General features: G+C 60.4%; 12 protein-coding genes. 2 read left to right on the top strand and 10 right to left on the bottom strand.

Annotation, left to right across the window (positions count from 1 at the left end; translation table 11 throughout):
- Positions 1 to 427: 427 nt before the first annotated feature.
- Positions 428 to 1,327, bottom strand: a complete 900-nt coding sequence (locus FJ398_15740) for a hypothetical protein (GenBank protein ID MBM3839388.1) — start codon at positions 1,325 to 1,327, stop codon at positions 428 to 430.
- Between the two features lie 616 nt (positions 1,328 to 1,943).
- Between FJ398_15740 and FJ398_15735 the strand changes: the two genes are divergently transcribed.
- Complete coding sequence (locus tag FJ398_15735; protein MBM3839387.1) at positions 1,944 to 2,405, top strand: periplasmic heavy metal sensor; 462 nt, start codon at positions 1,944 to 1,946, stop codon at positions 2,403 to 2,405.
- A gap of 266 nt (positions 2,406 to 2,671) precedes the next feature.
- On the opposite strand, the gene FJ398_15730 is transcribed toward FJ398_15735, so the two are convergent.
- The 9 genes from FJ398_15730 to FJ398_15690 form a co-directional block, all read right to left on the bottom strand.
- Positions 2,672 to 3,508 carry an EamA/RhaT family transporter gene (locus FJ398_15730; protein ID MBM3839386.1) on the bottom strand — a complete coding sequence of 279 codons (837 nt, stop codon included), beginning with the start codon at positions 3,506 to 3,508 and terminating at the stop codon, positions 2,672 to 2,674.
- 151 nt (positions 3,509 to 3,659) lie between these two features.
- Entirely contained in the window at positions 3,660 to 5,618 is a 1,959-nt protein-coding gene (locus FJ398_15725) for a glycine--tRNA ligase (GenBank protein MBM3839385.1), read from the bottom strand.
- 332 nt (positions 5,619 to 5,950) lie between these two features.
- Positions 5,951 to 6,541 carry a hypothetical protein gene (locus FJ398_15720; GenBank protein MBM3839384.1) on the bottom strand — a complete coding sequence of 197 codons (591 nt, stop codon included), beginning with the start codon at positions 6,539 to 6,541 and terminating at the stop codon, positions 5,951 to 5,953.
- Between the two features lie 195 nt (positions 6,542 to 6,736).
- Positions 6,737 to 8,629, bottom strand: a complete 1,893-nt coding sequence (locus FJ398_15715) for a hypothetical protein (protein ID MBM3839383.1) — start codon at positions 8,627 to 8,629, stop codon at positions 6,737 to 6,739.
- A gap of 273 nt (positions 8,630 to 8,902) precedes the next feature.
- On the bottom strand, positions 8,903 to 9,949 hold the full coding sequence (locus tag FJ398_15710) for a ferrochelatase (GenBank protein ID MBM3839382.1): 1,047 nt from the start codon (positions 9,947 to 9,949) through the stop codon (positions 8,903 to 8,905).
- Positions 9,946 to 11,376 carry a protoporphyrinogen oxidase gene (gene hemG / locus FJ398_15705; GenBank protein MBM3839381.1) on the bottom strand — a complete coding sequence of 477 codons (1,431 nt, stop codon included), beginning with the start codon at positions 11,374 to 11,376 and terminating at the stop codon, positions 9,946 to 9,948. The genes FJ398_15710 and hemG overlap by 4 nt, the downstream gene beginning before the upstream one ends.
- On the bottom strand, positions 11,373 to 12,737 hold the full coding sequence (gene hemN / locus FJ398_15700; protein MBM3839380.1) for an oxygen-independent coproporphyrinogen III oxidase: 1,365 nt from the start codon (positions 12,735 to 12,737) through the stop codon (positions 11,373 to 11,375). The genes hemG and hemN overlap by 4 nt, the downstream gene beginning before the upstream one ends.
- Positions 12,738 to 13,124: 387 nt before the next feature.
- Entirely contained in the window at positions 13,125 to 14,186 is a 1,062-nt protein-coding gene (locus FJ398_15695; GenBank protein MBM3839379.1) for a uroporphyrinogen decarboxylase, read from the bottom strand.
- Between the two features lie 169 nt (positions 14,187 to 14,355).
- On the bottom strand, positions 14,356 to 15,261 hold the full coding sequence (locus FJ398_15690; protein ID MBM3839378.1) for a Crp/Fnr family transcriptional regulator: 906 nt from the start codon (positions 15,259 to 15,261) through the stop codon (positions 14,356 to 14,358).
- A 644-nt stretch (positions 15,262 to 15,905) separates the two neighbouring features.
- On the opposite strand from FJ398_15690, the gene FJ398_15685 reads away from it, so the two are divergent.
- A complete protein-coding gene (locus tag FJ398_15685) occupies positions 15,906 to 17,696 on the top strand; it encodes a hypothetical protein (GenBank protein ID MBM3839377.1) in 1,791 nt (596 codons plus the stop codon).
- Positions 17,697 to 18,163: the final 467 nt, after the last annotated feature.

Here is an 18,163-nt window from a genome sequence, read left to right as displayed (position 1 = left end):
TTTTTCGCCAGACTTCGTTGCTTGCTCCTTACAGATCCACTTCGGGATATGCTCGTCGCTCGCGCCTCGTCTGGCCGAAAAATCCCTTGCCGCGAACGTGAGCGTATTTATGAAATGGACCACTTAGTGTGGTAGGGACGGATTCCACTCCGTCCCAAATCAAGCCTGGAGGCAGACCGCCGCCCAGGAGGAGACGATGGACCAACGGAGGCTCCTGGTTCTTCCGTTGTCCGTCTCTCCCTTCAAGACAGGCCTCAAGGATGTCAGGGACGGAGTGGAATCCGTCCCTACCTGGTTCGTGGGCCGCGTGCATGGTTCTGAAACCAAGCAGGCTCTCTGCGAACGGATCCCCTCACTGCATCTCAGAGGGAGCCTCACGCGCCACTTCTCAACTCCGTTTTCTCTGCTGGCTCCTGTTAAAGCCCAGTCACGCCGCGCCGACCGGCTGAGGGGCCTCGGAGGGCTGCGGTTCGGTTGGTTCGGCGGCCATCGCGGGTGTTGGAACGTGGGTCTCGGAAGGCAAGGCGGCGGTGAGCGGCAGTTCCGGTTGCGTGTCCGGCTTGAGTGTGACCAGCGCTTTGCGAATCAGGTGTCCCTGAAAACTATAGCCCGTCGCGAGCGCTTCAGTGATCAGCGCGCCCGGACGCGGTTGCACGGAGTCATCGGCCAGTTGCTGTGTCTTCGGCTCGAATTTGTCGTGCCGGGCTGGCGCAAACGCGATCAGGCCAACGCGCCGGGCCGCGTCGCGGCAAGCGTGCTGGAACTGGTTGAGCTGGGAAATGAGGCCCGGCTGGCCGGAACGCGAGCCCGCCTGATGCAAGGCGTAGATGTGGTCGAGCATTCGCACCACCACCTGGAGCCATTCGCCTTCGCTGCGGCGCAGTTTCTCCACTTCAAGCCGGAGGTGCGCTTTCTCCGTTTCGTTGGCTTTTTCCAGGAAAGCGCAAAACTCGCGCGTCTCGGCTTTCATGCGGTCGGCGATTTCTTTGGCGGCGGCGACCGTCCTTTTCGATTCGTCCTGGACGAACTGCCATTGGGAAGTGGAATTGGCGATCTGGTTTTTGATTTGTTCGATGTTCTGGAGTTGGGCCACGGCCGTCGAAAGCGTGTTGGCCTCCGCCATTTTCAGCAAGGCCTGGTGATCCTTCAAGTAAGGCAGAATGCAGACCCACGCGCCGAGAGCCACGGCCGCAAGGCAAAGGCCCATCGGACCGAGGCCGAAGGCGGTTCCGTATCGGTCCGCAATGAACCACGCGAGCACAAGCAGACAGAGGTCGCCGAAGAAGAACGGCCACTTCGGCAACCGCGGCGCAAACGTTTCAGTCATGGCGGGAACGTTTAGGCGATTTGGATGTCTGTGGCGATGGAAAAAGTTCGCGTCCCCAAAAGGTGGTGCATCCACGTGTTGTCGGTGGCACAGGCAACTTGCCTGTTCCGTCCGGCTACCAGCCGGACGGAACGGTCGCGGATCAGTCCTGGACGGATCGCAAGGAATTACTCGCGACCTTTCACGCGGCAGGTTGCCGCGCGAAGCGGGCTGGCAGCCCGCTCCACCCAGCTCGGGCCTTCATGGAACTGATAAACTTGTGGATGCACTGCCGAACTGGAGCCCATTTCATTTTCGAGCACGGCTGAGCGAGACTCCCACGATCCTCGAAGCGCTTTCACCGACTTAACGATTCGTATCCCCTCAGTTGAGGTAGTTAAAGTGGGGCGAGGCGCCCGCCGAGCCAATGCCGTCGAAGAAAGGCTCCGCAGGAGCGTCGCCCCACCGTCGTTAACGGTTACAACGATTCAACGATTTAACCTTCTAACGTTTTGGCGGCGTTGGTTCCGTAACCAAGCCAGGTAGCGCGTCGTCTCACCTGAGAAAGCGTGATAGGCAAGCCGACGCGTGTCCTTGGCGATTCACGCACGAATCAAGTAAACCACGTGAAACGACGATGAAAACTTACTCATTATGGCGCTGCCTGCCCGCAATGTTGGTCGCGTCTGTCATCCTGATGAACGCGCCGATGGTCTCTGCCCAGGGCCAGGGCCAGGGCCAGGGCCGCGGCCGAGGAGGCGGCGGCGGGGCTGCCTTCCAAAACGCGACCGAAGAACAACGCGAAGCGCTTCGGCAGATGAACGACGAAGTTCGCGAACACGGGCAGAAGGTCCGCCAGGCGCGCACGGATCTGAACGCGGCCATTTATTCGGCCAAAGTGGACGAGGCCGACATCAAAGCCAAAGTAGCCGCGCTCGCCAAAGCCGAAGAAGAGCAGGCCATCGCCCGGGCCAAGGCCTTTGCCAAAGTGAAAAGCAAATTGTCCAGCGAACAAATCGAAGCCCTGAAGCAAGGGGGCGGTGGATTCGGATTTGGCGGCGGCCGAGGCGGCGGCGCCCGGCGGGGCGGCAACAACTGACGGTCTGATCAGGATCCGAACAAAGTTGTCATTAACTTCTCGCAACAGGCCGCTGCGTGAAAACACAGCGGCCTGTTTTCTTGCCTTTGCCGTGTTCATCCACACAAGCTGGGGAGCGCACGCGCCCTCGCGTGCAGCGGTCGGCGCCCCCGCCGACCGCTCTCTTCTGTCCGAAAATGCGGTCGTTTGATGAGATGGTTTCTCCGACGCTCCGACCGGCGAGGGCGCCGGTCGGAACACGCGAGGGCGCGTGTGCTCCCCGTCTCCTAGGAGTTGCTGCTTCTCGCCGTGAGCACCCCTCGAACCGTGGCCGCCAAAATCACCAAGCCTCCGCCGATCCACGACCAGCGCCCCGGCATTTCACCCAGGAACAGCATCACCCAGATCGGATTCAACACGGGTTCCACGGTGCTGATCAAAGTCGATTCCAGCGCCCGCACGTGCTTGATCCCTTTTGTGTAAAGGACGTAGGCCAGGCCCAGTTGGAAAACTCCCAGCCAGACCAGCCCCAGCCACGATCTCGCGCTGGGCCACGAGCTGAACGCGAACGGCAAACCGATCAGAGCCGTCAACGCGTTGCCCAAAAGCACCGACTCGATCGGGGACGCGTCCTTCTGGCTGCGCAGCAGCAAAATCAGCAACGCGAACGCCAGTCCGCTGCCGAGCGCGCAAAGATTTCCCCAAAGCCCGTGCCACGAAAGTTCGTCGATGAAGAACAACCCCACGCCCGCGACCGCAACGACGATCAAGGCCCAGTCCAGCCGCGTCGGATGCTCGCGCAGGAACCACGCGCCGAACAACGCGACATAAACCGGCGCGGTGTATTGCAGGAAGATGGCGTTCGCCGCCGTGGTGAGTTTGTTGGCGGCGACGAACAAGGTGACGGTGGCCGCGTAGGCGAGCGCCCCTCCGAGTTGCACCGCCGAGAAGGTGAAGCGCGGCCTCCCGATCAGGAAACACACGGTGACGGCGGCAATCGCGCTCCGGGTCGCGGCGATGGCCAGCGCGTTCCACTCGACCGATTTGATGGCGAGCCCGCCCGTGCTCCACAACACGGCGGCGCTGACGACCAGAGCGACCGGATGGTTGAGGGCTGGCTTCACAACAGGGTTTGTTGAACTTCCGAAACCCGTAGCGCAGAGTTGAACTCTGCCGTATCGCCGATTTGCAATCGGCAGCGCGCCAGAAGTTCCAGGGCGCGGAGCCTGCCCTGCCCTGCGGAAGGCAATTCCGCGATCGAGAATCTGCGCTGCGTTACCGGACCTTCGCCAGGAGCCGCGGGAGCAGGTCGTCGATCTTCACCCGATCCTGCCGCATCGTGTCGCGGTCGCGCAGCGTCACGGTGTTCAGCAACTCCGGCGTCTCGCCCAGCGTATCGAAATCAATCGTCACGCCGAACGGAGTGCCCGCTTCGTCCTGGCGGCGGTATCGCCGGCCAATCGCGCCCGCTTCATCGTAGAAGACTGTCATGTGCGGGCGCAGCAGATCGCGAACTTCCTTCGCTTTCTTCACCAACTCAGGCTTGTTCTTCAAGAGCGGGAACACCGCGACTTTGATCGGCGCAATGCGCGGATGAAATCGCATCACGACGCGCGATTCCATGTTTCCCTTATCATCCGGCGCTTGATCTTCCGCGTAGGCGTTGCAGATGAGAGCGAGGATCAGCCGATCCACGCCGGCGCTGGGTTCGATGACGTGCGGAATGAAGTTGCCTTTGGCTAATCCGGCCGTGTCTTCGCGAGCCTGTTTCTCCGCCTGCTCGGCCGGTTCGCCCATCCTGGTCAGATACTTGAAACGCGCCTCGTAGAAACGTTTTGAGAGATCGGCTTTCTTGCCTTCATCGAGCTTGGCCCAGGCGTTCTTCAATTCCTCGTCGAACACGCCGGTGGGTTTGCCGGAGAAACGCTGGTGCTGGCTCAAATCGAAATCGCTCCGGGCGGCGATGCCTTCCAATTCCTGGGTGCCGAACGGGAACTTGAATAAAATGTCCACACAAGCACGGGCGTAATGCGCGAGTTCCTCCGGCTTCTGCCAGTATTCTTCGAGCGTCGTGCGCGGCAGGCCGATGCTTTCGTAAAATCGGATGCGTTCCTCGACCCAATATTTGTGCCAGGCTTCCCAGCCCCAATCGGGCTGCGGATCGGCCGTTGGCGATTGGCTTCTGGCGATTTCACTCGAAGAGGCGACGCGGCCGGCAACCGCTTCCACCGCTTCATCGGGGCGGATGAAGAACTCCAGTTCCATCTGCTCGAATTCGCGGGAGCGGAACGTGAAATTGCGCGGCGTGACTTCGTTGCGGAACGCCTTGCCCACTTGCGCAATGCCGAACGGCACTTTCTGGCGCGAGGTCTCCAGCACGTTCTTGAACTGGGCGAAGATGGCTTGCGCGGTCTCCGGGCGGAGGTAAGCGACGTTCTCCTCGTCCGCCACGGGGCCGACGTAGGTCTTGAACATCAGATTGAAAGGGCGAGGCTCGGTCAGCAGCGAGCCGTTTTCCGGGTTAAAGCGCTGAGAGTTCTGCACTCTTTCTGAGCCGCCGCGAAAAACGACGGGAGCAACTAGTCCCTGTAGTCGATAGAAATCCTGTGCGACACGCTCCGCGCGAGGAAACTCGCTTTCGTTTGAAACGAGCACCGAATACGGCCGTCCGGATGAATTTCCTTTACGCCCGTACTTCTGAACAAACGCTGCCACCAAGCGACTCGGTTCGATGATCTCATCCTTTGCTACACCCAGTGCATTCTTGAGCAACCGAACGGCTTTCTCGACGGTCTTGAGTGTTTCCTGTTTTTCTCCATCTGGCAACTTAGGAATGAGGTCGTTTGCCTCGGAGATGACTTTGGCGGCTTCAATAGCGTCGATGAAATGAAATACAACACCTGACTGGGGTTCGATCTGATCCGCCCGGAACCGTTTCTTCGTCAGCAAGCAATCACACATCGGATCACTGAACGTATCCACATGCCCGCTGGCCTTCCAAATCTGCGGGTGCATGATGATGGTGGCTTCGAGGCCGGCGACGTCGTCGCGCTGCTGCGTCATCGTGCGCCACCAGAGTTCCTTTACGTTGCGTTTGAGTTCCGCGCCGAGCGGGCCGTAATCCCAGAAGCCGTTGATGCCTCCGTAAATCTCGGAGGATTGGAAAATGAACCCGCGCCGTTTGCACAGCGACACGATTTTTTCCATCAACTCATTGCCTTTCGGTTCAGCCATAGGGCGGGCAGTCTTTGCGAAGCCCGTGCTGATGTCAAATCTGCGCTGCGCGTGTCCAGCAATTCTCATTTTGGCGTGCTTGGAGCGCGACCTTCCAGGCCGCAGCGCTCCCAGACTGGCAAAAACGGTGTGGAATAGCCCGTCGCGTTCGGATTTCACTGCGCGCTGCGCCCAAGATGGGCGCGCTCCGAGTCAATGAGAATCGCTGGCGCCAGGAAACGCAGTTTCGCTGGCTGGATTTTCAACAGGAGCCAACGGAGAAACGGAGTCCGGTGACAACGCGACATGCCGGCTCGCAAACCACTGAGGTTTCAGATGCCTTTGCGCCCGATTCAGCCTCTGTTTGCTTTGTGCTCTCCTGTTTGATCACAAATTAGAAGCGCCAGATATCGGGCATAGAAGAAATTCAGACCGAGAAACAGGATGAGCACCGAGAGGATGCCGGCAGCAAAATGGGCTTTCTGCGGCGCTGCGAAGGTCACGCCGTAAACCACTGCCATTCCGAGAATCAGAAACCGCAAATACGATTTCCGCAGACGCGAAACAGTTTCCCTGCGGTCAAGGATCAATCTCGGCGCAAAAGCGACGCCGCCCCAAAAGCTGAACATGCCCAGTTGAAAGGGGACCAGCAATGACACGGGCGCGTTCGGGTCCCGCCACGGAGAAAGCCCGATGAGAAACCATTCCACGAGGAGGCCAATGGCGCCGGCGCTCAGGTAGTAGATCAAGACTGCTCCGGCTTCGGTCAGCCACTTCTCCAGCACCCAGGCGATGCCGCGAACCAGCACCAGAAAGGGCACGAACGCCACGATCGTGGGAATGATCCACCCGCCGTAGGATTTCTTCAGAACGCCCTGGGTAATGAACTCTTCGAGCGCGGCTACGAGCAGGCCAATCGAGAAGAAACGCAGAGAGTGTTTCACGGTAACTCCAAGTTAAAGTGGGGCGAGGCTCCGGCCGAGCCAATGCCATCGTAGAAAAGCTCGGCAGCAGGCTCGCCCCACCATTGATACTGATCAGTAACTGTGGGTTACGCCGCATCCAGGTTCGATGCGACCGGGGCTTTGGACGTCGAAGCGGCATGAACGCCGCGCTCCGGTTTCAGGGCGCTCGAACGGTCAGTTGCCCTTCACGCGGTAGAACTTGGCCCCGGCCGAAGGCAGAATCTTGAGGGGGCTTGGACTGGTTTCATCCTTCCACGGCCCGGTAACCGCGTCGGCGCTTTGAAGGGTGCCGCCGCCGAAAGTCACGACGAGGTCCGTGCCGCTGCGCGCCAGCGAGAGCGTCGGGACGGCCTTGCGCGGGAGAGCATACTCCACCGAGCCGAGGAACAAAGCTCGCCCGGCTGCGGAGAGGTCCTCGTAGGCCAGCGTGGTGTTGGCGTTGGGATTGGCGTTTTGTCCCAGGAACATGCCGATGCGGAGATTAGGGGACACACTTCCGTCCACGAGTTTGTCGCCCTTTTCATAAACGAAGATAGTGGGGAATTTGCCATCCGCGGTGATGGAGGCGATCACATCGGCGTCCGCCGAAGGAATGCCGTAATTCAAACTATAGAGCACGTCATACACTTTGACCTTGCCCGTCAGACCAGCGGCCAGAGGATGCCCTGCTTTCATGATTTGGAGGCTGTCCCTTGCGTCCAGAAGGCCGACAACGTCCGCCTCGGTGCGGCCCGAATTGCCCCAGGTCATGAAATCATTCGAGCCGTCCTCAGTTCGCTTCACCCAATCGGCGTTGTCCCACATGTAAGGCTCGAAGGAAATGATGGGGATGTCGCTGTTCTTCAAGCTGAAGATGCCGGTGCCCTGGCCAACCGGATCCACGACGGAAGTGGAGCCGATGGTTTCCGAGAGGATCACGAGATCCTGGCCTTTGGTTGCGGCGCGAAGTTCATCCGCCGTGCCAGGCGGCGTCAGCAACGTCACGGTATAACCTTTGGCCTCCAGCAGCGCGATCAACGCGGGATCCGCATTGATCGGAGTTCCGGCGTTCGATGTGATGAAAAGGATCTTGCCCGAGGATCGGGTGTCGAAGCCGAAAATGATCTCTCCGGTCCCGCCGTGCGCGAGCCGTCCGGCGGAATCTATCCCCAATTCAAAGGTCTGAAGGTAAGAATCCGGTCCGCGTTTGGCGGCTTTGTCGGCCGGAGTTAGCCCGGCCAGCACTTCAGCGGTCAAACCTTTCCTGCGCTCCCGGTTGGCCCACCAGTATTGGATTTCCAAATCCTGCGAGCGCGATTTGTTGCCGCTGGCGCCGATGCCTTTCTTGTCGTCGTCGTCCATGCCGATGTTGAAGCCCATGCGGTAGCCGTTTCGGAGTTTGTTGCCGGCCGTGGCGTCCTCGAACAACCGTTTCTTGAAGCGAACTTCCATTTGCCAGCCGCCGGCGACGGATTTCCCAAAGCCAAACACGTCGCCCGTTTCCCCGTATTTCCAATCCACCGCCGTGGCCCACGTCGTGGCGCCGATCTTGGAACCGGCCTCATCCCAGGCCGAGAAACGGCCCTGGAAATTGACGTAGCTATGGCCGCCGATGGGATCCTTTGAGGTGTCCGTGTTGTTGTCCAATCGGTCCGCCAGCGCGTCGACCACAATCTCGATCGCATCGTCTTTCCAGAAAGCGGTGTTGGGATCGTCGCTGGTGACGACGTCGTCCTTCGCGTGCACGCCGACGTAGAAATAATCGTCATCGTGAGCCAGCCAGTACGTGAAACTCGAATCCGCCGCGCCATCCCAGGCTCGATCCGCGGGGAAATCGAGAATCCAGGCGTTGACTCCGGGATCAACCGTCACGCCCTTGAACCCGCCGTATTCCTGGGACGTGGCGGCGCCGTCCAGTTTCACGGAGTCATTCGGGACTTTGGGAACAGCCAGCGTCGTGCGCGCCGGCTCGGACCACGCCCCTTTGGCGGTTGTGTCGAAAGTGGAGATGTCGATAGGTTGCGCCTGAGTAGTTCCGGTGGACAACACCAGGGCGCAAGCAAGGGAGGAAACATAGATTGTTTTCATGGCGATTGAGAGTGATCGGAACGCGGCCTACTAAATCAAGCGCCCCGCATTGGCGCAATAGCAAAAACTTATTAAACAACCTAAAGCCACGGCTGATTCAAGAAGGAGCGCGGGCAGCTTGCCCGCGCGGGTTGCGTGAAGATTTCGAGAGAGGCGGGCGGGCAGGCTGCCCGCGCTCCTTTCGCGAGATTCTTGAATCAGCCGTGACCTGAAGCGCCCTGGAATTCTCTCCCGTGCCTTGCCCCACCTTTCGGAAATCAGTTTGGCAACGAATCACGATCGGGCGAGCAATGCCCTTTGTGACGCCGCACTGTCCACGAACCGATCCACCATTCTTTGCAGCGCGTCAAGCCACACCGGGTGATCGTTCAAGCACGGGATGAGCGCGAATTCCTCGCCGCCCGCCTCCCAGAAAAGTTCCCGACCGCGCATCCCGATCTCCTCGATCGTTTCCAGGCAATCCGCGACAAACGCCGGGCAGATCACAAGCAATCGCTTCACACCGCTCCGGGCCAGACGGACAATCTCCTGGTCTGCGTAGGGCTGGAGCCAGGGTTCCTTGCCGAGCCGGGATTGAAACGCCACCGAATACTTCGTCACACCCGTCCGCTGCGTGAACGCGGCCACCGTCTTGAGGCACTGGGCCCGATAACAGGTTCGATGCGCCGGACTCGGCGCGGCGCAGCAATTCTGCGCCCTCAGACAGTGGCAGCCCGTCGGATCGGATTTGCGCAAATGACGTTCGGGCAATCCGTGAAAACTGAACAGCAAGTGATCGTAGCCCTGGTCCAGGTAAGCCCCGGCGCTGGCGGCCAACGCCTCGATGTATTCCGGCGCGTCATAATAGGGCGGCACGACAGTCATTTCCATCCGAGGGGCGAATCGCCGGACCGCATCGCGCACTCGTTCCACCGCAGTCTCGTAGCTGGACATGGCGTAGTGCGGGAAAAGCGGGATGAGCAACAGTTCGTCCACGCCCTGAGCGCGCAGGTTGCGGATGGCAGCGTCGGCTGACGGGTTCTGGTAGCGCATCGCGAGTTCAACCGGCATAGAGACGCGCTCTTGCAAGAGCGTTCGCAACTTCCGGCTCGTATCGACGAGCGGCGAGCCGTTCGGCCCCCAAATCTTGTGGTACGCTTCGGCCGATTCCCTTGGACGCCGCGGCAGAATGCAGCAGTTCACCACGAAAAACCGCACCGGATACGGCGCGTCAAGCACGCGGCCATCCATGAGAAACTCGCGGAGATACCGGCGCACGTCGCGGACACTGGGGGAATCCGGCGACCCCAGGTTGATCAGCAAAACTCCCTGTCTTGTCATGCGGCCAGTTCGGTCGAGAATTTCGGGACCTGAATCGCTTCTTTCGGCAATGCGGTCGTCCAATGCCGCTCGGCCGACTCCGCGACGTGGTGACCCGACACGATTGAGTCTCCGAGCGAAATGCCGCGGCGATAATTGCCGGCCAGGAAAAAGCCCGGCGCCTTTTCTTCGACCTCCCGCATCAGCTCCTCGAACTGTCCGTAGCCGACTTCGTATTGCGGAATGGCCTTCGGGAAAAGCGCGATGTGTTGGAACGTGGGCTGGCCCGCGACGCCCAACAACGCGCGCAGATCCTGGAGGGTAATGCGCACCAATTTTTCGGCCCCGCGCATCGCCAGCTCCGGGTGGCGCGTGCCGCCGGCAAAGCTCGTCAACGTGACGTGCCCGGCGGGCGCGCGATTCGGAAAGAGCGACGAGGAGAAAAGTGTTCCCAGAATGTTGAATTGTTCCTTCTCGGGAATGAGCACGCCAAATCCGTCCAGCGGATGCGCCACGTCGTCGCGTCGGAATCCCAGGGCGACACTGGCCACGGGCGGGTAATTGATCTGCGACAGCGGCGCCCAATTCAAGTAGCGCTCAGACTGCAATTGCATCTCCGGCAACCGATGGACCGGCGCGGTGAAAATAACGGCGGCGTGATCGTGCGTCTCCTCGCAGCCTTCCTGCCTGACCGTGACCCTCCAGCCCTCGCTCGTTTGTTGGAAACGGACGACCGGCGTCGAAAACCGGATGCGATCCGCCAGCCGTCCCGCCAGGGTATCCGTGAGCACTTGCAGGCCGTCGTCGAAAGAAAACATTTTGGCCGCCTGCTTGGACACTTCGGCCCGCCGCCGCCGCTCCCGCGCGCCCAGGAACTGGCCCAGAATCAAGGACCCGTATTTTTGTTCCAGCGCGTAGAGTTTGGGGAAGGCGTGCCGCACGGAAAGCTGAGCCGGGTTCCCGGCGTAAACGCCCGCGACAAAAGGATTGATCGCGTAATCCAGGAATTCGTTTCCGATGCGCCGCGTGACAAATTCCGCGATGCTCTCCTCGCGGGCCTCGGGAGCCCGTGGCACGAACGGCTCGGCCAGCAAACCCAGCTTCGCGCCCACCGAGAAAAGCGGCGTGGTGAAAAAGCCGAGCGGCGACTGGGGCAAAGCAATCGGCTGGCCGCCGCGGACGACGTAGCGCTTCTTCGCTGCCGGGGCCGGATTCAAACGGCGCGGCTCAAGTCCCAGGTCGCGGACGAGAGCGGTGATCAGCGGGGACGTTTCCAGGATCGAATTCGGCCCGGACTCAGCGAGGTAACCCTCGCGTCTCACGGTGGAGATCACGCCACCGGCGCGCGGTCCCGCCTCGTAAAGGGTCGTGGGAATGTTCTTTTGTCCCAATCGAAACGCAGCGGTCAAACCGGTGATCCCGCCGCCGATGATTGCGATGGATTTCATATGGTCTTGGAGAACCGTCGTTCGTGGTCTTTGGGGAGATAAGCGTCAAAACGCATGGCGATGTTGCGAATCAACAGCCGCCCCAGGGTCGTGACCGCCAGGAGGCCTTCGGTGATTTCCACCAAACCGTCCGCTTCCAGATCGCTGAGGGAGGCCAGTTCCGCGGCGAAGTACTCGCGAAACTTGATTCCCAACGCGTCCGACATCGCCGCAAAGTCCAGCCCGAAATCGCACATCAACCGCATGATCGTCTGGCGCCGGATCTTGTCGTCTTCGGTCAGGAAATAGCACTTCGCGAAAGGCAAATCGCTTTGATCCAGCGACGCGTAATACGCCGGGAGCTCTTTCTTGTTTTGCCAGTAAATGCCGTCGGCCTGAGAAATCGAGGACATCCCGAACGCGAACAGATTCGTGCCGGCCCGCGTGCTGTAGCCCTGAAAATTCCGTTGCAGCTTCTTTTGGCGCTGCGCCACAGCCAGTTCATCGTCGGCTCGCGCGAAGTGATCCATGCCGATGTACACGTATCCGGCGGCGGTCAGCTTCTCGATGCTCAGTTTCAGGAGCTGGAGTTTGACCTCGGCCGTCGGAAGGTTGCTTTCCTTGAAGACGCGCTGCGCGGGCTTGATCCAGGGCACGTGCGCGTAACTGAACACCGCCAGCCGGTCGGGCGAAAGCGCGATGACCTGATCCAGCGTTTTCGCGAAGCTTTCCACCCTTTGAAACGGCAAGCCGTAGATCAAATCGATGTTCAGCGAGGCGAAGCCGGCCTCTCGAATCCAGCCCACCACGCGCTGAGTCTGTTCCGCAGGTTGAATGCGATGAACGGCGGCCTGCACGACCGGGTCGTTGTCCTGAACGCCGAGCGACACGCGGTTGAACCGGACTTCGCGCAGCGCTTTCAAGTGATCGGGCGTGACCGTGCGCGGATCGATCTCCACGCCGGCTTCGGCGTCGCGGGCGACTTTGAACCGCGAATGAATCATGCCACCCAGTGCGCGGATTTCGTCCGGCAGAAGGAAGGTCGGAGTCCCCCCGCCGAAATGAAGTTGCACGACCTGCCGGTCCGGCTGGATCAATGGCGCGATCAAGTCCAGTTCTTTTTGGAGATACTGCAGATAGACCGCGCTTTTGTTCTGCGCCGTCGTGATGACCGTGGTGCAGCCGCAAAACCAGCAGAGCGACCGGCAAAAGGGCAAATGAAAGTAAAGGGAGAGATCCGCGGCCCTCCGTTGGGAAATCCGAACCCGGTCCAGCAACTCCGCTTTGGCGAGCACATCCTTGAACTGCGTCGCGGGCGGATACGACGTGTAACGCGGTCCGGGGACCGAGTATTTGCGAACCAGATCAAGGTCGATCTTCATGGCATCCTTGCCAGCAGAACTTGCGGCGCTGGTTTTGATATCCTCTGGTTCCCCCCAGGGAAGAGGGAGAATTTGGCGGTGCGCAATCTCCGAACTGAGACCATGGGACACCCGCCAGCGTGGGATACGGCGTTCCCTCTCCCTGAGGGAGAGTATCTGTTTCGCGTAGCGCAGATTTGTAATCTGCCGGATCGCGGAATTGTATTCCGCAGGGTTCGACAAGTTCCAGGGATCTGGAACTCACCGACGCTCCGCCGATTGCAAATCGGCGATACGGCAGAGTGCAACTCTGCGCTACGGCGGAAGGCACGCTAAACACACACGAGGGAGAGGGCCAGGGTGAACGCCCGCTCTCGTAAGGTCTGAGTTGCAGTTTCGGATGCGACTTCACGCCTCTCCTTTGATGGGGCTCGAATGTAACTCGCGCCGAAAGCCCTGCACGGTGGTCACCAGGCTTTCGAGGTTTTCCAGCGGCGCGGTCGGAGGAACGCCGTGGCCCAGATTGAAAATGAACCCGTTCTCTTCCCGCATTTCGTCGAGAATGCGGCGCGCTTCCGCAGCGACGATTTCCGGCCGCGTCGTCAGAATGAACGGGTCCAGGTTCCCTTGGAGACCGATGCGGCCCGGCAAGCGCGCGCGCGCCTCGGACAACCGGACGGTCCAGTCGATGCTGAGCACCTGGGCGCCCGTCCGCGCGAGCACGTCCCAGTTGCCATGCGTCCCTTTGGAAAAGGCGATCACCGGAATTTGGCTGGGCAACGAAGCGATGATTTTAGTGATCCAGCGGGCGGAGGCCGGGCCAAACGTGTCGGCGGCCAACAAACCGCCCAGGCTATCGAAGATCTGGACGCCATCCACGCCGGCGTCGATCTGCAATTGCAGGAAGCGCGTGACGGCCAGGGTCAACTTCTCGAGCAATCTCGAAAACAACGCGGGATCAGAATAGAAAAGCGCTTTCGCCTTGGTGCACTCTTTGACGCTGCCGCCTTCCAACATGAAATTGGCCAGCGTCCATGGCGAACCGGCGAATCCGAGCAAAGCGGTTTGGCCGGCCAGTTCAGACTGAATCAACGGGATGGCGCGCGCGACATATTGCAGGCGCTCCACCACGGCGTCCGGATCGAGCCGGTCGATGTCCGCCTCCGAACGAATCGCGAAAGCCATTTCGACGCCGCCTTGATCGCGGAAGCAATACCCCTGGCCCATCGCTTCCGCGACGACGAGAATATCACTGAAAAGGATCGCGGCATCGAATCCGAAGCGGCGGATCGGCTGCAAGGTGACTTCCGCAGCGAGCTCCGGCGTTTGCACCAGATCGAGAAAGGAATGCGTCGCTTTGAGGGCGCGGTATTCCGGCAAGACGCGGCCCGCCTGGCGCATCAGCCAGATCGGCGGACGATCCACCGGGGCGCCATGGCACGCGTTCAGGAACCGTTGGTGCGAGGTCAGGTGAAGGCTGGTGAAGCATTGCTTCCAAAACTCCGCGCATTCTTCCGGATTGTTTTCAACCGCCACCAGGGGCCGCTCGATGTTGTTCATCAAGGGTGAGTCTGATCGATCTCGCTCGGGCGCACTCTCCCTTTCTTGGCTTTCGCTGCGCATCATTTGGTTGGCGCGCTCACGAGGGCAAGGCTGCCATGGCCCATTCGGGCACGGCGCCGTTGACCTTCCGCGCTGGAACGCGAGCCCGGTCCCGGGCGGGGGAAAGAAGATCCGAAGGATGGTGCGAATTTGCAGCGCTCTTCCAAGGCGCAGGCTGCCCCGGCGAACGATCCAGGCCAAAACCGCCGCGCACCAACCGAAGCAGCTTGCTCGGACACAGCAAGGTCACGACCCGGCCATTGATCGTCAAAAGCTTCTCCGCGCGAAAACGAGCCAGGGTGCGGGAGAACGTCTCGCTGACGGTGCCGAGCTCGGACGCGAGCAAACGCTTGGCCATGGGCAGTTCAATCGTGCAGGGATCGTGGCTGTCCGGATTGGGGCAGTGCTGGATCAGCCAGTTGGCCAGGCGCGTCGGGACATCCTTCAAGGTCAGATCCTCCAGCAAATCGAGCAGGAGACGGAATTGATCGCCGACAGATTTCACCACGCTGAAGACCAGTTCCGGACGGCGTTTCAGCAGAGCCAGAAATTCCGCCTTGCGAATGGTCAACACCCGCGAAGGTTCCGCGGCGCTGGCGTCGGCGAGGTGTCCGGAATCCGACATCAGGGCTTCCTCGCCCAGGACTTCATGCGTGCGGAACACGTGAATGACCTGTTCTTTCCCGCTGAGATTGACTCGGTGCAGCTTGATGGCGCCGCTCTGCACGACATAGAAGCCGTGGACGGGCGCGCCTTCGTGAAACAGGTAGTCGCCTTTGGCGAGCATTTTGACGAGGCTGATCTGCGCGATCTCGCGCTGCGTCTCGACGGAGAGGTCCGCGAACAAGGGACATTTGCGCAGGGTGTTGACGGTGGCCAGGAATCTGAATTCCGCGAACGAATTCGGACCAGAACTCATGGAATGGTTGGGATTCGCATGCATGGCTTTTCTCGATCTAGGTGTTCACGCACTCGCGGTACGGGCACTCACTGGTCTTCGACTCGACGAGCGCATGGTAAAAAATAGAAGGCGGCCTCCCGGTCGGCTGCACGTTTCTTGACAATTGCTGGGCGTATATTGACGCGCCGTGGGCGCACGCGGGCCTCTTCAAGAGTGTTCGGCATCAAAAAGCGCTCGTCCCGTTTGTCTTCTTCCCACGAACCATTCCTCCGGACCGTGGCCTTTAGGCCGCTTCGACAACTGGACTCCGGAGAGTGCGTGGAAGTAGTCTGAAGGCTGCGGTCCGTACGGTTTTCGGTTCAAGGACCATGTGCATGGCCCTGAGGTCAAGGAAGCTTCCCACGAACCGCCAGGCTCTGGAGTGCGCCAGTCCTCTGGCGATTTTCGAGATCGCGCGCGGATCAAAGCGGCGGGGGACTAGGGGACTGCCGCACTCCAAGACGCTGCCGCGTGAGGCCGGGCTCTTGTCGGTCGGCAATGCGCGATTCCAAAACCATGGCGGCTCCCCACCAACTCACCCCAACACCCCTCCCGGGAGGGGAACCCTCCGCCACTCGCCTCCCACCATCGCAGGCCATTGACACGCTCTGCTCGCCCCCTACTATGCGCCTGGCAAATCTCCGGAAATGATGCATCGCTCCTTTCTGACCTCGTTTGCGCTTCTTTTCGCGCAACTTCTCTGCGCACAAGCCGCCGAGTACCTCGATTCCCAAACTCTCGCCCGGCAACTTGAGTCGCTCAAGGCCGCGCACCCGGGCCTCATTCATCTGAAACAGGCCGCCGAGACCCAGGAAAAGAATCCCGTCTGGCTGGTGGAACTGGGCAACGGGGCGGAGGATGAACGGCGGCGGCGGCCGGCGATGCTCGTGGCCGCGGGGATCGAAGGCAATGACTTGGCCGGCACCAGCAGCGCCGTGCATTGGATGCGCCAGCTCGCGGAGGGCTACGCCAACGCCGGCGCCGTGAAGAAACTGCTCGATTCGACGACGATCTACATTCTCCCGCGCTTGAGTCCGGACGCCGCCGAATCTTTTTTCGCTTCGCCCAAGCGCGAATCGGCCACCAACGCCAAACCGGTCGATGACGATCACGACGGGTTAATCGATGAGGATGGCCCGGAGGATTTGAACGGCGACGGCCTGATCGCCTGGATGCGAATCGAGGATCCCGAAGGCGAATACATTTTGGATCCGGACGAGCCCAGGCTGCTCATGAAAGCCGACAAATCCAAGGGCGAGCGAGGCCAATGGCGTTACCTCCTGGAGGGCCGCGACAACGATCGCGACGAGGCGTGGAATGAAGACGGCCTCGGCGGCGTGAACCTGAATCGGAATTTTCCTTACAATTACCAGTTCTTCGCCGCTGCCGGCGGCCTGCATCAGATCAGCGAGAACGAGACGTGGGCGTTGGCGGATTTTGTCGTGGACTACCCGAACATTGGCATCGTCTTTACATTTGGCGCGGCCGACAACCTCATCCAGACTCCCAAAGGCGAGCCGGGCGGCAAACGGCCTCCCACCGCGATTCAAGAGCGCGACCTCCCGTTTTATCGCGAGTTGGGGAAAGCTTATCGCGACGCCATCGGCCTGAAGAAGGAACTTCAAGGCCACAGCGAGCCGGGAACCTTTTCCGATTGGATGTATTACCATCGCGGCCGGCTCTCGCTCGCCGCGAAGCCGTGGAGTCCGGCTCTGCAAGTGGAGCTGGCGAAAGCCAAAACGGAAAAAGGAAGCGACAAACCCAGGGACAGCTCCGCGGCGCCCGCCAAGTCCGAGCCGAAGAAGGAGGAGAAGAAAGAGACCGAGAAACCGGCAAGCGACTTGAAGCCGGACGCCAAAGCCCCGGCGGATGCTGACAAACGGAACGAAGAAGACCGCGCGTTTCTCAAATGGATCGACACGAACGCCGCGGAGTTGTTCGTTCCATGGAAGGCTTTCGAGCACCCTGACTTTCCGGGGCGCAAAGTCGAGATCGGCGGGTTCGCGCCGTTTGCCCGGAGCAATCCTCCGCCCAAGCTGCTCGATGAATTCGCGGAAAAGCACGCGAAGTTCCTGACCAGCCTGGCGGACAAGTTGCCTCGCGTCGGCTTCCTGCGAGCGGAAGCCAAACATCTTGGCGAATCCATTTACGAAATCATCTTGAAGGTGGAAAACACCGGGTATCTCCCCACGGCTCTGGCCCAAGGCGCGACTACGCGCGAGGTATTGCCGACACGCGTCGTGTTTGACGTGGATAAAAACGACCTCCTAGCCGGAGTGAAATCGACCGCGCTCGGCCCCCTCGAAGGCAGCGGCGGCATGGTGGAGGTCCGTTGCACGCTGCGCGCAAAAGGCCGATCAAAGCTTGGCGTGGACATCATCTCGTCGCTCGGCGGCACGGTCCGAACCACCCTCCAACTCCCGAAGACCATGCCGTGACGGGCAATTTCAAATTTCCAATCTCAAACCTCGATCTATCCGCTGCCCCTCATCCATGAAAGCCATCCTGGGCAATCTCCATCCGTGGTCGAATTTCAAATGTCTTTGGCGCGGCTTGGCGGCACGGCGGACTCAAGAAGATAGGGGTAGGGATGACACACGAGCGTCACCCCTCCCTCCGAACCGGACGGACGGATTTCCCGCATCCGGCTCTCCGGTTGATGGGGTCTCGACGAGAGAGAGCGCACCTTTCGTGCGGTCTCCAAGGCCGCCTTCCGTTCAACAGTCTCAACCAAGTCATCGCTTGGCTGACTCCCCTGCGGCACAGCCCGCGCAGGCACTCGCGGCGGTTTATGGCCTGTCGTTCGGGCCAGCTTCCTTCCATCTTCCTGCACTCCCTTCCCTCCACGATCATTACTCGCTTCATCGCTACTATGGGTGCTCTGACTTCGTCTTGGGCGGCTCTT

Source organism: Verrucomicrobiota bacterium, assembly GCA_016871535.1.
Taxonomy (GTDB): Bacteria; Verrucomicrobiota; Verrucomicrobiia; order Limisphaerales; family SIBE01; genus VHCZ01.
This window is presented reverse-complemented; position numbering and strand designations above follow the sequence as displayed.

Excerpts from the sequence above, each read along its gene's own strand:
- FJ398_15740 (MBM3839388.1), bottom strand. The coding sequence starts at position 1,327 with ATGACTGAAACGTTTGCGCCGCGGTTGCCGAAGTGGCCGTTCTTCTTC.
- FJ398_15735 (MBM3839387.1), top strand. The coding sequence starts at position 1,944 with ATGAAAACTTACTCATTATGGCGCTGCCTGCCCGCAATGTTGGTCGCG.
- FJ398_15725 (MBM3839385.1), bottom strand. The coding sequence starts at position 5,618 with ATGGCTGAACCGAAAGGCAATGAGTTGATGGAAAAAATCGTGTCGCTG.
- FJ398_15715 (MBM3839383.1), bottom strand. The coding sequence starts at position 8,629 with ATGAAAACAATCTATGTTTCCTCCCTTGCTTGCGCCCTGGTGTTGTCC.
- FJ398_15710 (MBM3839382.1), bottom strand. The coding sequence starts at position 9,949 with ATGACAAGACAGGGAGTTTTGCTGATCAACCTGGGGTCGCCGGATTCC.
- hemG (MBM3839381.1), bottom strand. The coding sequence starts at position 11,376 with ATGAAATCCATCGCAATCATCGGCGGCGGGATCACCGGTTTGACCGCT.
- hemN (MBM3839380.1), bottom strand. The coding sequence starts at position 12,737 with ATGAAGATCGACCTTGATCTGGTTCGCAAATACTCGGTCCCCGGACCG.
- FJ398_15690 (MBM3839378.1), bottom strand. The coding sequence starts at position 15,261 with ATGCATGCGAATCCCAACCATTCCATGAGTTCTGGTCCGAATTCGTTC.
- FJ398_15685 (MBM3839377.1), top strand. The coding sequence starts at position 15,906 with ATGATGCATCGCTCCTTTCTGACCTCGTTTGCGCTTCTTTTCGCGCAA.